General features: G+C 67.6%; 11 protein-coding genes. 7 read left to right on the top strand and 4 right to left on the bottom strand.

The window, feature by feature from the left end; translation table 11 throughout:
* Nucleotides 1–17: 17 nt before the first annotated feature.
* Nucleotides 18–1,754 (bottom strand): tetratricopeptide repeat protein, encoded by a 1,737-nt coding sequence (locus J5J86_RS05850; protein WP_247658099.1) that lies wholly within the window; start codon nucleotides 1,752–1,754, stop codon nucleotides 18–20.
* A gap of 153 nt (nucleotides 1,755–1,907) precedes the next feature.
* Here J5J86_RS05850 and J5J86_RS05855 point away from each other — a divergent pair, with 153 nt between their 5' ends.
* Nucleotides 1,908–2,777 carry a 4-(cytidine 5'-diphospho)-2-C-methyl-D-erythritol kinase gene (locus J5J86_RS05855; RefSeq protein WP_209103934.1) on the top strand — a complete coding sequence of 290 codons (870 nt, stop codon included), beginning with the start codon at nucleotides 1,908–1,910 and terminating at the stop codon, nucleotides 2,775–2,777.
* Between the two features lie 19 nt (nucleotides 2,778–2,796).
* Here the strand turns inward: J5J86_RS05855 and J5J86_RS05860 are convergent, their stop codons facing one another.
* Nucleotides 2,797–3,804 carry a polyprenyl synthetase family protein gene (locus tag J5J86_RS05860; RefSeq protein WP_209103935.1) on the bottom strand — a complete coding sequence of 336 codons (1,008 nt, stop codon included), beginning with the start codon at nucleotides 3,802–3,804 and terminating at the stop codon, nucleotides 2,797–2,799.
* Nucleotides 3,805–3,952: 148 nt separating this feature from the next.
* Here J5J86_RS05860 and J5J86_RS05865 point away from each other — a divergent pair, with 148 nt between their 5' ends.
* The 6 genes from J5J86_RS05865 to J5J86_RS05890 all read left to right on the top strand — a co-directional run bounded on the left by J5J86_RS05865 (nucleotide 3,953) and on the right by J5J86_RS05890 (nucleotide 9,515).
* Nucleotides 3,953–4,180 (top strand): putative signal transducing protein, encoded by a 228-nt coding sequence (locus J5J86_RS05865; protein ID WP_209103936.1) that lies wholly within the window; start codon nucleotides 3,953–3,955, stop codon nucleotides 4,178–4,180.
* Complete coding sequence (locus tag J5J86_RS05870; protein ID WP_247658102.1) at nucleotides 4,167–4,922, top strand: tRNA1(Val) (adenine(37)-N6)-methyltransferase; 756 nt, start codon at nucleotides 4,167–4,169, stop codon at nucleotides 4,920–4,922. Before J5J86_RS05865 ends, J5J86_RS05870 begins: the two co-directional genes overlap by 14 nt.
* A 55-nt stretch (nucleotides 4,923–4,977) precedes the next feature.
* Entirely contained in the window at nucleotides 4,978–5,880 is a 903-nt protein-coding gene (locus J5J86_RS05875; RefSeq protein ID WP_446698663.1) for a S49 family peptidase, read from the top strand.
* A gap of 81 nt (nucleotides 5,881–5,961) precedes the next feature.
* Nucleotides 5,962–6,150 carry a hypothetical protein gene (locus J5J86_RS05880; protein ID WP_209103938.1) on the top strand — a complete coding sequence of 63 codons (189 nt, stop codon included), beginning with the start codon at nucleotides 5,962–5,964 and terminating at the stop codon, nucleotides 6,148–6,150.
* A 162-nt stretch (nucleotides 6,151–6,312) separates the two neighbouring features.
* Nucleotides 6,313–7,527, top strand: coding sequence for an efflux RND transporter periplasmic adaptor subunit (locus tag J5J86_RS05885; RefSeq protein ID WP_209103939.1), 1,215 nt, complete (start codon nucleotides 6,313–6,315; stop codon nucleotides 7,525–7,527).
* The gene (locus J5J86_RS05890) at nucleotides 7,524–9,515 is read left to right on the top strand and encodes a MacB family efflux pump subunit (protein WP_247658104.1); all 1,992 of its coding nucleotides are present in this window, start codon (nucleotides 7,524–7,526) and stop codon (nucleotides 9,513–9,515) included. Before J5J86_RS05885 ends, J5J86_RS05890 begins: the two co-directional genes overlap by 4 nt.
* Nucleotides 9,516–9,585: 70 nt before the next feature.
* On the opposite strand, the gene J5J86_RS05895 is transcribed toward J5J86_RS05890, so the two are convergent.
* Nucleotides 9,586–10,575 (bottom strand): tripartite tricarboxylate transporter substrate binding protein, encoded by a 990-nt coding sequence (locus J5J86_RS05895; protein WP_209103940.1) that lies wholly within the window; start codon nucleotides 10,573–10,575, stop codon nucleotides 9,586–9,588.
* Nucleotides 10,576–10,748: 173 nt separating this feature from the next.
* Nucleotides 10,749–13,160, bottom strand: a complete 2,412-nt coding sequence (locus J5J86_RS05900; protein WP_209103941.1) for a transketolase — start codon at nucleotides 13,158–13,160, stop codon at nucleotides 10,749–10,751.
* Nucleotides 13,161–13,266: the final 106 nt, after the last annotated feature.

The following is a 13,266-nucleotide window of genomic DNA, read 5'->3' on the forward strand; positions in this document are numbered from 1 at the left end:
CCGCCCCCGGCCGTCGCTCAGCCGCCCTTCTGCTGCTGAGCCTGATCCTGGGTCTGGTTCTCGACCGCGTCGAGGCCACCCTTGATCTTCTTGAGGATCTTTTCGAGATCCTCCGGCTCTGGTTTCAGGTCGCGTGCATGGTTCCACTGGAAGGTGGCCTCCAGCTGCCGACCCACCTTCCAATAGGCATCGCCCAGATGGTCGTTGATGACCGGGTCCTGCGGCTTCAGCTCCACCGCGCGTTCCAGCTCGGTGACCGCGTCGTCATAGCGGCCAAGGCGGTAATAGGCCCAGCCCAGGCTGTCGACGATATAGCCGTCGTCGGGGCGCAGCGACACGGCCTTGCGAATCATGTCCAGGCCCTGGTCCAGGTTGATGCCCTGGTCCACCCACGAATAGCCGAGATAATTCAGGACGTGGGGCTGGTCCGGATAAAGCTCCAGCGCCTTCTTGAGGTCCGCCTCCGCCGCCGGCCAATCCTTGCTGCGCTCCTCGCAGATGCCGCGGAAATAATAGAGCGACCAATTGCTGCGGGTGGGGTTCGGCAGCAGGGCCAGCGCCTTGCCATAAGTGGTGGCGCAATCGGCAAACATCTTGCGCCCGCGCTCGATGCCACCGAGCGCGATCAGGGCATCCAGGTCGCGCGGATCAGCGGCGACGAGGGCCTCCAAGTGCTTCTTGGCCTCGTCGAATTTGTCCGTGGCGTCGAGATTCACCGCCAGTTGCACCTCGGCATTGCGCTTGAGGGGCGAGGAGGCCGGGATCTTCTCATAGACCGAGATGGCCTTTTCGGGCTGCTTGAGCTGCTCGTAGAGATCGGCCAGCGTCAGGCCCGCCAGGGAATGTTCGGGATAAAGCCAGAGCGAAAGCTGGAGATAGACCAGGGCCAGATCCTCGCCACCCTGCCGGGCCAGCGCGGCACCGAGGCCGTAAAGCACCTCCGAGGCGCCCTCCTGGGCGTTCCGCACCAAGGGCGGCAATGGCTTGCCGGCCTTGAGGTCAGCGAGCGCCGCCTGCACCAGGGGATGGCGCGGCAGCACCTTGTCGAAGGCCTCATAGGCCGCGATGGCCGCCGGCATATCGTTATTGCGCGAGGCCCAGCGGGCATAGGCGTCGACGGCGCGCAGCGAGGTGGGGTCCACCTTCATGGCGGCGTCGAGCCGCTTGCCGGCCTCCTTTTTCTGCCCGGCCGCATCCAGGATCAGGCCGGCATTCAGGTCCTTGAAGGCGATGTACCATTCCGGCCCCTGCAGGCGGTCGATCATGTCGACGCCGGCCTTGGCATTGCCGGAGCCCATCATGGTCCAGGCAGCCAGCAGCGTGGCCGTCAGGTCGCCGATGGGTCCACGCACGGAAAGAGACAGATTGGTGCGCGCGCTCTGATAGTTGCTCTTCTTGATGGAGCGGACCGCAAGGACCAGGCGCGCAATGCGGTGGGTCCGGTCGATCTTGACCATTTTTTCGGCCAGCGGGACCGCATCGTCCACGTCACCGTCGACCAGCATGGCGAAGAAGGCGCGTTCCATCACCTCTTCATTGCGCGGGTCCATCTTGAGGAGCGCGCGCAGATAGGCGACGGCCGCTTCCGAGTCGCGCTCCGTGCTGGCGAGGCGCGCGGCAAGATAGGCACCGGCGACGGTTGGGTCGGTCGGCGGCGGATAGTCCGCCCGCGCGATGGAAGGGGCAGCCAGAGAAAGCGCCGCGCAGAAGGCAGCCGCGATGGCCTTGGGCGAGCGAGAGATTTGAATCTTCACCGTGCGAGAATCCTGGAAGGCGACGCTGGCCTTAGCAAATGCACACCCCGTGGCGGGAGGATGGCCGCTTTCGCACCGCCCCGCAAGTTTCTTGGCCCGGCGCAAACACCGGGCGCTTGCCGCGTCCGGCGCGCCGCGCCATAAGCCGCTGCCATGAGCAAGCTTGTGGCGCGTGCGCCGGCAAAGGTCAATCTGACGCTGCGGGTGCTTCGGCGCCGGACCGACGGTTTTCATGATCTTTCAAGCCTTGTGGCGTTCGCCGGGGTGGGGGATCGGCTGACCCTGGAGCCGGGTGGTCCGCTCGCCCTTACGGTAGAGGGGCCGGGGGCGCAGGCGGCCGGCCCGGTGGATGACAATCTCGTCATCAGGGCCGCGCGGGCACTGGCAGAGCGGCGGCCCGGTCTTGAGTTTGGCCATTTTGCACTTGCGAAGCGTTTGCCAGTGGCCGCGGGGCTGGGGGGAGGATCCTCGGACGCCGCCGCCGCCTTGCGCCTTCTGGCGCAGGCGAACCGCCTTTCACCCGACGATCCGGTCCTAATGGCGGCGGCATGTGCGGTCGGTTCGGATGTCCCGGTCTGCCTTGATCCCCGCGCCCGCCTGATGGAAGGGGTAGGCGACCGCCTGTCTCCCCCCCTGGCCTTGCCGCCTTTGTTCGCAGTGCTGGTGAATTGCCGCGCGGTTGTGCCCACCCCGGCCGTGTTCCGAGGGCTTGGCCTTGTGTCCGGCGAGGAACGGGCCGGCCCGCTTCATCCGGACGTCTTTCCAGCGGCGGCGGAGGGCCTCATCGCCTGCCTCTCCGGGATAGGCAACGACATGGAAGAAGCGGCGGAAGCCATCGCCCCGGACATCCGCCACGCCAAGGCGGCGCTGGCCGAGGGGCCGGAGGCACGGCTCGTGCGCATGTCCGGCTCGGGGGCGACCGTCTTCGCGCTCACCGATGATTGCCGCGCCGCCGCCCGCCTCGCGCGGCGGGTGTCGGCGCGTTATCCGGCCTGGTGGGTGAAGGCGACGGTGCTGCGCTGAAGGCGCGCGACGCCAATCCTCAGTGCGCGCGGGAGATGCAGAAGTCCACGGCCTCGCTCAGGGCGTCGTTGGCCGGGCCATTGGGGAACAGGGCCAGCGCATCCTTGGCCATGGCGCCATAATGGCGGGCCCGCTCGATGGTGTCGGCCAGTGCCCGATGCTTGGTCAGAAGCCCGATGGCGGTGGCGAGATCGGCGTCCGAGCCCTCGCCGCTCTCCAGGCAGCGCTTCCAGAAGGCGCGCTCGTCCGCATCGCCTCGGCGGAAGGCAAGCACCACCGGCAAGGTGATCTTCCCCTCGCGGAAATCGTCGCCCACATTCTTGCCGAGCTTGGCCTGGCTGCCGCCATAGTCGAGGGCATCATCCACCAATTGGAAGGCGATGCCCAGATTCATGCCGTAGGAGCGGCAGGCGCTCTGCTCGCCCTTCGGCCGCTGGCCCAGCACCGCGCCCACTTCGCAGGCGGCGGCGAACAGCTCGGCCGTCTTGCCCCGGATGACGGCGAGATAGTCGTCCTCGGAGGTCTCGGTGTTCTTGGCGGCGGCGAGCTGCATCACCTCGCCCTCGGCAATGACGCTGGCGGCGGTGGACAGAATGTCCAGGCAGGTGAGCGAGCCCACCTCCACCATCATCTTGAAGGCTTGGCCCAGCAGGAAGTCGCCCACCAGCACCGAGGCTTCGTTGCCCCACAGCTTGCGGGCGGCCAGCTTGCCGCGGCGCATGTCGCTCTCATCCACCACGTCGTCATGGAGGAGGGTGGCCGTGTGCATGAATTCCACGGAGGCGGCGAGCTTCACATGGCCCTCGCCCCGGTATCCGCTCAGATGTGCGCAGGCGAGCGTCAGCATGGGCCGCAGGCGCTTGCCGCCGCTGGAGATGAGGTGGTTTGCCACCTCGGGAATCATGGCCACGTCCGATCCCGTGCGGGCCAGAATGGTCGCGTTCACCCGCTCCATGTCCGCCTTGACCAGCTGGACCAGGGCATCGATGGACGGCTCGTTGGGTTCGAACGGAAGGACGACGGCCAAGACGGGCTCCCCGCTTGTCTTTCAGCGGGCCGCACCATAGGGATGAGGGGGGCTCTCGTGCAAGCCGGCAGATCCCTTTTCCGGTGGCGCGGGGGTGAGAACGCTGCGGCACGGGCCGTCGGCACCGGTCGGAGCGGGGCGTTTTGCGATGCGCGAACTGGTGCGGACCAACGACGTGGTGCTGATTTCGGCGGTGGAATCGCTGCTGCGCGCTGCCGACATCGAGCCCCTGGTCGCTGACACCCATGTGAGCGTGCTGGAAGGCTCCATCGGCATTCTGCCCCGCCGCATCCTGGTGGTGGACGAGGATTATGCCCCCGCCCGGCGCCTGCTGACGGACGCCGATCTCGGCCATGTGCTCTATGACGGTCCCTGACGGCCTCACCCGTGACCTTGTGCTCGGGGGGCGGCTTGCCCTTCTCCAGCCGGCGCGGGGCCATCGCGTCGGACACGACGCCATGCTGCTGGCCGCCTCTGCTCCTGCGGGCGCGCGCCGCCTCGTCGATCTCGGCGCCGGCATCGGCAGTGCAGGCCTTGCCGCTCTCGCGCGGCTGCCGGAAGCCACCGGCCATCTGGTGGAGATCGCCCCGGAGCTGGCGGCGCTGGCCCGCCTGAATGCGGAGCAGAATGGCCTGGGCGATCGCTGTGCCGTGACGGTGGCCGACGCGGACCTGCTGGGCCGGCCGGCGGGTCCCGCGGGTTTTGTCGAGGCCTTCGATCTGGTCCTGTCCAACCCGCCCTTCAATGCCGCCGCCGCCCACCAGCCCTCGCCCCGACCCGGCCGGGCGCTCGCCCACATGGCGGGGGAGGGGCTTCTGGCCCGCTGGATCACCGCCGCCTATCGCTGCCTGGAGCCGGGGGGCATGCTGGTACTGATCCTGCGGCCGGAGGACCTCCAGACCCTGCTGGAGGGCCTTGCCGGTCGGTTCGGGGCGCTGGAACTGATGGGCGTCCACGCCACCCCGGACGCGCCGGCTGTTCGTCTCCTCGCCCGCGCCCGCAAGGGCCGGCGCACGCCGCCCGCCCTTCTGCCGCCGGCGGTGCTGGGCGGCGCGGGCGGGGAGAGCGGTCTCGCCCGCGCCGTGCTGCGCGACCTCCAGCCTCTCCCTTTTCCTTGACATCGGGCGCAGGCGCCGCCTTGAGGAAGCCACGGGGCCTTTCTAGATAAGGACCATGACCGACCCCACCTCCGACAGCTTGCTGTCCCGCCTCGCCCGTGCCGCCAGCCCCCTGATGCCCGCATCCTGGAGGCGCGACATTCCCGTGGTGCCGGTGGTGCGCCTGTCCGGGGCCATCGGCATGTCCACCCCTTTCAATCCGGGCCTGAGCCTTGCCACCGTCTCGCGCAACCTGGAGCGGGCCTTTGCGGTGAAGAAGGCGCCGGCGGTGGCGCTGATTATCAATTCGCCGGGCGGGTCTCCGGTGCAGTCGCACCTCATCTTCAAGCGCATCCGCTCGCTCGCCAAGGAGAAGGACAAGCACGTCTTCGCCTTCGTGGAAGACGTGGCGGCCTCTGGCGGCTACATGATCGCCTGCGCGGCGGATGAGATCTTCGCAGATCCCTCCTCCGTGGTGGGCTCCATTGGCGTCGTCTCCGCCGGCTTTGGCTTCAACAGGCTCATCGACCGCATCGGCATCGATCGCCGGGTGCACACCGCCGGCACCCGCAAGGTCATGCTTGACCCCTTCCGCCCGGAGCGGCAGGAGGATGTGGAGCGGCTGCTCGCCCTTCAGGCGGACGTGCACCGCATGTTCATCGACCTGGTGCGCGAGCGGCGGGGCGCGATCCTGAACGGGCCGGAGGAGGCGCTTTTTTCCGGTGAGTTCTGGGTCGGAACACAGGCTGAGGACCTCGGCCTCATCGATGATCTCGGCGACCTCCGCACCGTCCTGCGCACCCGCTACGGCGATAAGGTGCGCACCCCCCTCATCGCCCAGGGCGGCTGGTGGCCCCGCCGGGTGGGGTTAGGCTCCAGCCAGTTGGAGGCCTTTGCCCCGGCCTTCGGGGCGGGCGTCGCCGATGCCGCCTTGGCGCGTCTGGAAGAGCGGGCGCTTTGGTCGCGCTACGGGCTCTAGGAGCGGGCTGCCAGCCCGTTTCGCGCGAAACCTGTTTTGTCTCAGTGCGTTGAAGCTTCTATCTGCGTCGGAGCACCTGCCATGCCGCCCTTTCTCATCGCCGCCGCCGGGGTGATCGGCGCCATCGCCCTTGCCCGGGTGCTCACCCGCGAGGCGCGGCGGGTGAATGACATTCTCGATACCCGCCGCACGCCGGGCGATGACGCGCCGGCTGAACGCCTGGAGCGGGACCCCGCCACCGGCGAGTATCGCCCGCGCCCTCGCGGCTGACTATACGTAAGCTCTTGGCAGCTCTTGGCGGAAAGGGGCCGCTGAGGCTTGATCTGGAACGGTTCTGAACGGCATATCTTACCGCGATTTCATTAAACCCGCGGCCGGCTGTGGGCTATTCTAGGGTCAGTCCAAATCATGAGCCGGGCCACGGAAGACCAGATGCTGCAAAAGACCGAGGCGGGTGGATATGTGAAGCCTCCCGTCAAGCGCAGGGGGCGGTCGCGCTGGGTGTGGGGCATCGGCCTGCTGCTGGTGCTCGGAGCGGCCGGCGGCGGCTATTATCTCTATGGCCGGGGCACCGGAAGTCAGGCCCAGGAAATCGCCACCACGCCCGTGGTGCGGGGTGACATCGAGCAGACCGTCACCGCGCTCGCAACCATCAAGCCCAAGACCTATGTGGATGTGGGAACTCAGGTTTCCGGCCAGCTGCGCAAGGTGATGGTGGAGATTGGCGACGCCGTCCAGCAGGGCACCCAGCTCGCCCAGATCGACCCCACCGTCTACCAGACCCGTGTGATCGGCGATCAGGCCCAACTGGACAATCTGAAGGCTCAGCTCGCCCAGCAGAAGGCGCAGTTGGAACTGGACCGCCTGCGGGACAGTCGCGCCTCCCGGCTCCTCGCCACCCAAGCCGGCAGCCAGGATACGGCGGATGCCGCCGCCGCCACGGTGCGGATCGGCGAGGCGAAGATCGCGGCCCTGGAAGCCCAGATCAAGCAGACCCAGGCGACGCTCGATGGCGACATCGCCAATCTCGGCTACACCAAGATCTATGCCCCCATGTCCGGCACGGTGGTCTCCACCAGCGCCACCGAGGGGCAGACGCTGAATGCCAACCAGACCGCCCCCATCATCCTGCGGATCGCCGATCTCGACACCATGCAGGTGTGGGCGCAGGTGACGGAAGCGGACATTCCAAAGATCAAGGTGGGCATGCCGGTCTATTTCACCACGCTCGGCATGCCCGACCGGCGCTTTTCCGCCAAGGTGGTGCAGATCTTGCCGACGCCCGACACGGTGAACGATGTGGTGCTCTACAACGTCCTCATCGACGTGCCCAATCCCGACCGGGTGCTGATGACCTCCATGAGCGCCCAGGTCTTCTTCATGCTGGATGCCGCCCGCAACGCCCTGCTGGTGCCGGCCTCCGCGGTGCGGCCGGCGGCGCGGGGCGCTCGGAGGGAGGCCCGCAACGAGGCGGTGGTGCGCGTGCTGGTGGACGGCAAGGTGGAGCCGCGCACGGTGAAGACGGGCCTCTCCAATCGCGGCCAGGTGCAGATCCTGGAGGGGCTGAATGAGGGCGACCGGGTGGTGACCACCCCCGACACCACCCCGCAGCGCCCCTCCGGCCCCATGCCGCCGAGGCTGTTTTGAGCGAGACCGCCTTTCCCCACGTGGAGGCGCCGGCCGCCGGGCGGGTGCCCGAGCCCCTGCTGCGGCTCAACCATGTGAGCAAGGTCTATCCCAGCGGCGAAACCGTTGTGCGGGCTTTGGATGATGTCTCGCTCACCATCATGCCCGGCGAGTATGTGGCCATCATGGGCCAGTCGGGCTCCGGCAAGTCCACGCTCATGAACATCATGGGCTGCCTAGACCGGCCCACCATGGGCGAATACTGGGTCATGGGGCGGGACGTCTCCGAGTTCGGCCCCGACGAACTGGCGGCGCTGCGCTGCCGCACCTTCGGCTTCGTCTTCCAGCGCTACAATCTTCTGCCCTCCATCTCGGCGGAGGAGAATGTGGAGATCCCCGCCATCTATGCCGGCCGGCCCAAGCTGGAGCGGCTGGAGCGGGCGCGGGAGCTGCTCGGCCGCCTCGGGCTTGCCGAACGGGCGGACCATCGCCCCTCCCAATTGTCCGGTGGCCAGCAGCAGCGCGTTTCCATCGCCCGCGCCCTCATGAACGAAGCCCCGGTGGTGCTTGCCGACGAGCCCACGGGAGCGCTCGACAGCCGCTCGGGCGCCGAGGTGCTGGAATTGCTCGCGGAGCTGAACCGGGAAGGGCGGACCATCCTTCTCATCACCCATGATCCGCAGGTGGCCGAGCATGCCAACCGGGTGGTGCGCCTGCAGGACGGGCGTATCCTCTCGGACGAGACCAAGGTTCCGACGCCGGTGCGGCCGGAGGCGGCGGAAGCCGCCAAGCGGCTGAAGATGCGCAACAATCTTCTGCCCGACATGGCCGATGCGGTGAAGATGGCGTTCCGCTCCATGCGCGCCAACCTGTTCCGCACCATCCTCACCTTGCTGGGCGTCATCATCGGTGTGGCGGCGGTCATCGCCATGCTGGCCATTGGCCAGGGTAGCAAGCAATCGGTCCTGGACCGCATCGCCTCCATGGGCACCAACCTTTTGGTGGTGCGGCCGGGGGCGCCGGGCATCCGCAGCACGGGCGCCAATGCCTCTCTGACGCCGGAGGATGCTGAGGCCATTGCCGCGGAAGTGCCGAACATATTGGCGGTGTCCCCGGAGCGCTACGCCAATGCCACGGCCCGCGTCGGCAATATCGATTATGCCACCCAGATCCAAGGCGCGAGCCCAGGCTATACGGTGGCGCGGGAATGGCCGATCGCCCAGGGTACCATGTTCACCGAGGCGGACTTGGACAGTTACGCGCCCGTGGTGGTGCTGGGCCAGACGGTGGCGCGGGTCATGTTTCCGGATGGCAAGAGCCCGCTCGGGCGCTACATCCTCATCAAGAACGTCCCCTATGAGGTGATCGGCGTGCTCGCCCCGCGCGGGGCCAATGCCTTCGGCATGGACCAGGACGACCTGGTGCTGATACCGCTCTCCACCGGTTTCATGCGCGTCTTCGGCCGGCGCTATTTGAACGCCATCACCGTGGCGGTGGAGGATGTGGACCGCATCGACGAGACGCAGGAAGCCATCACCGTGCTGCTGCGTCAGCGGCACAAGGCGGATGACTTCCAGATCCGCAACACCGCCTCCATCCTGGAAACAGCCACCGCCACGGCCGACACGCTGACGCGCCTGCTCGCCTCGGTGGCGGCCATCTCGCTGCTGGTGGGGGGCATCGGGGTGATGAACATCATGCTGGTGAGCGTGACCGAGCGCACCCGGGAAATCGGCATCCGCATGGCCACCGGGGCGCGGCGCTCCAACATCATGCTGCAGTTCAACACCGAGGCGCTGGTGATCTGCGGCTTCGGCGGGCTGGTGGGGGTGGCGCTGGGGCTCGGAGCGGCGCTGCTGCTCAAGAGCTTCGGCGCGCTGGTGATCTTCAGCGCCGGGCCGCCGCTGCTGGCGTTCGGCTGCGCCTTCCTCACCGGCTTCGTGTTCGGCTATCTGCCGGCGCGCAAGGCCTCGCGGCTCGATCCGGTGGCGGCGCTGGCCTACGAATAGGCCGGCGCCGGGCTTGGCTGCGCGGCAGATGCGCGCCCGGCCAAGCCGGGCGCGCCGCGCTCGAACGTCTTCACTCCACCTTGCCGATGGCCTGCACCGCCTTGACGAGACGGGCACTGTCGGCAGCCACGAAGGCCGTGAACTGGGCTTCGTCCTGGTAAGCGGGCGGGCTGCCGGCATTTTCCAGGATCCGCACCACGTCAGGTGAGTGCACGGCGGTCTTCACCGCAGTCCCCAGCTTCTCCTGCACGGGCTTGGGCACGCCCACCGGCAGGAACAGGCCGGCCCAGATGTAGAATTCCACATCCTTGTAGCCCAGTTCCTGGAAGGTGGGCACGTCGGGATAGGCCTCGGCCCGCTTGGCGCCGAAGCAGGCCAGCACGCGCAGCTTGTCCTGGAAGGGCTTCAGAGGACCGGGGGCGGAGGCGAGCGCCTGCACCTGCCCGCCCACGAGGGCCGTCAGGGCCGGTCCACCGCCCTGATAGGGCACATGCAGCATGTCGATGCCCGCCGCTGTGGTGAACATGGCCATGGAAACATGGAGCGTGCCATAGAGGCCCGACGAGCCATAGGTGATCTTGCCCGGATTGGCCTTTGCGTCGGCGACCAGATCCGCCACCGACTTCCAGGGCGCGGAAGCGGGCACCACCAGCACGGTGGGATCGGCGAGCACGCGGGCCAGCGGCTGGAGCTGGCTCATTTCATAGCTGGAGGGACGACCGGAAATACGCGCCGCCTCCGGCAGCACCGCCACCGAGGACAAGGTCATCAGCATCGTATAGCCGTCCGGCGCGGCCTTGGCGGCCTGGCCGTTGCCGATGGCGCCGCCGGCGCCACCCTTGTTCTCCACCACCACGGGCTGGCCGAGAAGCGTATTGAGCGCATTCGCCACCGGACGCGCCGCAAGGTCTGCCTGCCCGCCCGGAGGGAAGGGCACGATCATCGTAATGGAACGGCTCGGCCACGCGGCTTGCGCGAAAGCAGGGGCGGCCGACAATCCGGCTGTGCTGGCGATGGCAGGAAGAGCCGCGATTCCTTTAAGGAAATGGCGACGATCCATTGTGTTTCCTCCGATCCATATCTTGTTGGATCGGACCATACGCAGGGGAATTGTCGATTTCATCCCTTTTATTGGTGCACCATTATTTGGTGCACCATTTCGCGTTGCAGTGGAAATGCCGCTTCAGAACGATGGGCGAGGACCGGGCGTGCCTGCGCCTTCCCGTCCGCCCCTCACAGCGCCCGCAAATGCCGCATGGGACGGCCCGGTGCGATGGCCTGGGCGGCGGCGACGATGGCGGCGGCGTCCAGGCCGTGATGGCGGTAGAGATCATCCAGCGTGCCGGTCTGGCCGAAATGCTCGACGCCCAGCGCCCGCACCCGGTGGCCATGCACCGAACCCAGCCAGCCCAGCGTCGCCGGATGGCCGTCAATGACCGTCACGAGGCCGCAATGGCGGGGCAGGGGGGCGAGCAGGCGCTCCACATGGCTTTGCGCCTGCATCTGCCCGCGCTCGCGGGCCCGGGAGGCGGCGGTCCAGCCGGCATTGAGGCGATCGGCGGAGGTGACGGCGAGGAGGCCCACGTCGCGCCGATCCTCCGCCATCATCCCCACGGCCGCGATGGCCTCGGGCGTGACGGCGCCTTGCACGGCCACCACCACCTCGCAATTGGGACCGGGTTCGCGCAGCCAATAGGCGCCGTCCACCATATGGCGCTTCTGCGTCTCGGAGAGCGTGCGCCGGGGCTGTTCGAGGCTGCGGGTGGAGAGGCGGAAATAGACCGAGCCGCCGGTCTCGTCCCGCAGCCAGTTGCGCTCGTCCGGCTCGCCGGCGCCGTCACGCTGCACATAATCGAAGGCGAAGTGCATGAGCACCGCCAGTTCGTCCACGAAGGCCGGCTCGAAGGAGGCGAGCCCGTCCTGCGCCATGCCGATGAGCGGCGTGGAGACGGACTGGTGCGCTCCGCCCTCGGGGGCGAGCGTGATGCCGGAGGGGGTGGCCACCAGGATGAAGCGGGCATCCTGGTAACAGGCATAGTTCAGCGCATCGAGGCCGCGGCAGATGAAAGGATCATAGAGCGTCCCCACCGGGATCAGCCGCGCCCCGAACAGGGAATGGGACAGACCCAGCGCCGAGAGCATCAGGAACAGGTTCATCTCGGCAATGCCCAGCTCCATATGCTGGCCCTTGGGCGAGAAGTCCCAGTTGAAGGTGGAGGGGATGCGCTCGCGCTTGAACACGTCCGGCAAGGCGCGCTCTGCGAACAGGCCGCGCCGGTTCACCCAGGGACCCAAATTGGTGGAGACGGTGACGTCCGGCGAGGTGGTGACGATGCGATTGGCCAGCCCGCTGTCGCCCTTGGCGAGATCCTGGAGGATCAGGCCGAAGCCGGCCTGGGTGGACAGGGTCGCATTGGGCGGGGTGGGCAGGTCCGGCACGGCAAGCGCCGGCGCCGTGAAGCGGCGGGTGCCCTCGCGGCGGAAGGGCACCTGCTGCAGGAAGGCGTCCAGCACGTCGGCGGGCAGGCGGGTGCCCTCGAAGGGCTCCCATTCCTGGCCGGGCCGGATGTTCATGGCGGCCCGCAGGCTTTCCATCTGCGTCGGCGTCATGAGGCCGGCATGGTTGTCCTTGTGGCCGGCCAGCGGCAGGCCGAACCCCTTCACCGTGTAGCAGAGGAAGCAGACTGGCCGGTCATGGTCGATGGAATCGAAAGCCTCCATGATGGTGGGCAAATCATGCCCGCCCAGATTGGTCATGAGGGCGGAGAGTTCCGCGTCCGAGCGCTTCTCGATCAAGGCGGTGACATCGCCCTGGTCGCCCAGATCGTCCAGGAGGCGCTTGCGCCAGGCCGCGCCGCCCTGGAAGGTCAAGGCCGAGTATTCCGTGTTGGGGCAGGTGTCGATCCAGTGCTTCAGCGCCGCCCCGCCGGGCTCGCGGAAGGCGGCCTGTTGGAGCGAGCCGTATTTCAGGATCACCACCTGCCAGCCCATGGCCTCGAAGATGCCGACGAAGCGCTCATAGAGCCCCTCGCGCACCACGGCATCCAGGCTCTGGCGGTTATAGTCGACGATCCACCAGGTGTTGCGGACGTCGTGCTTCCAGCCCTCCAGCAACGCCTCGAAGACATTGCCTTCGTCCAGCTCCGCATCGCCCACCAGCGCCACCATGCGCCCTTCGGGCCGCCCGCCGGCGAGGCCATGGGCGTGGACATAGTCCTGGGCGAGGCTGGCAAACAAAGTCTGCGCCACGCCGAGGCCCACCGAGCCGGTGGAGAAGTCCACGTCGTCCGTGTCCTTGGTGCGGGAGGGATAGGACTGGGCGCCCTTGAAGCCGCGGAAGGTCTCCAGCTTCTCCTGGGTCTGGTTGCCCAGGAGATATTGGATGGCGTGGAAGATGGGGCTGGCATGGGGCTTCACCGCCACCCGGTCCTGCGGCCGCAGGGTGTGGAAGTAGAGCGCCGTCATGATGGTGGCGAGGGATGCTGAGGAGGCCTGGTGTCCCCCCACCTTCAGGCCGTCGGTGCTGGGCCGCAGATGGTTGGCATTGTGGATGGTCCAGCTCGCCAGCCACAGCACCTTGCGCTCCAGCTCGGCGAGGATCTCGATCTCAGTGGGGCGGGCGGCCTGGTGGGGGCGGGCGGCCATTTGCGGCTCCTTGGAAGTGATGATCCGGTCGGTTCGCGCACTATAAGGCGGGTCGTTCGCTCGTTTATGTCGAATTCGGGCTGCTTGACTGTTGATCTTGGTCCAT

The organism is Aquabacter sp. L1I39 (genome assembly GCF_017742835.1).
Taxonomy (GTDB): Bacteria; Pseudomonadota; Alphaproteobacteria; order Rhizobiales; family Xanthobacteraceae; genus L1I39.

Coding starts and splice junctions, on each gene's coding strand:
- J5J86_RS05855 (WP_209103934.1), top strand. CDS start 1,908: ATGAGCAAGCTTGTGGCGCGTGCGCCGGCAAAGGTCAATCTGACGCTG.
- J5J86_RS05865 (WP_209103936.1), top strand. CDS start 3,953: ATGCGCGAACTGGTGCGGACCAACGACGTGGTGCTGATTTCGGCGGTG.
- J5J86_RS05870 (WP_247658102.1), top strand. CDS start 4,167: ATGACGGTCCCTGACGGCCTCACCCGTGACCTTGTGCTCGGGGGGCGG.
- J5J86_RS05875 (WP_446698663.1), top strand. CDS start 4,978: ATGACCGACCCCACCTCCGACAGCTTGCTGTCCCGCCTCGCCCGTGCC.
- J5J86_RS05880 (WP_209103938.1), top strand. CDS start 5,962: ATGCCGCCCTTTCTCATCGCCGCCGCCGGGGTGATCGGCGCCATCGCC.
- J5J86_RS05885 (WP_209103939.1), top strand. CDS start 6,313: ATGCTGCAAAAGACCGAGGCGGGTGGATATGTGAAGCCTCCCGTCAAG.
- J5J86_RS05895 (WP_209103940.1), bottom strand. CDS start 10,575: ATGGATCGTCGCCATTTCCTTAAAGGAATCGCGGCTCTTCCTGCCATC.
- J5J86_RS05900 (WP_209103941.1), bottom strand. CDS start 13,160: ATGGCCGCCCGCCCCCACCAGGCCGCCCGCCCCACTGAGATCGAGATC.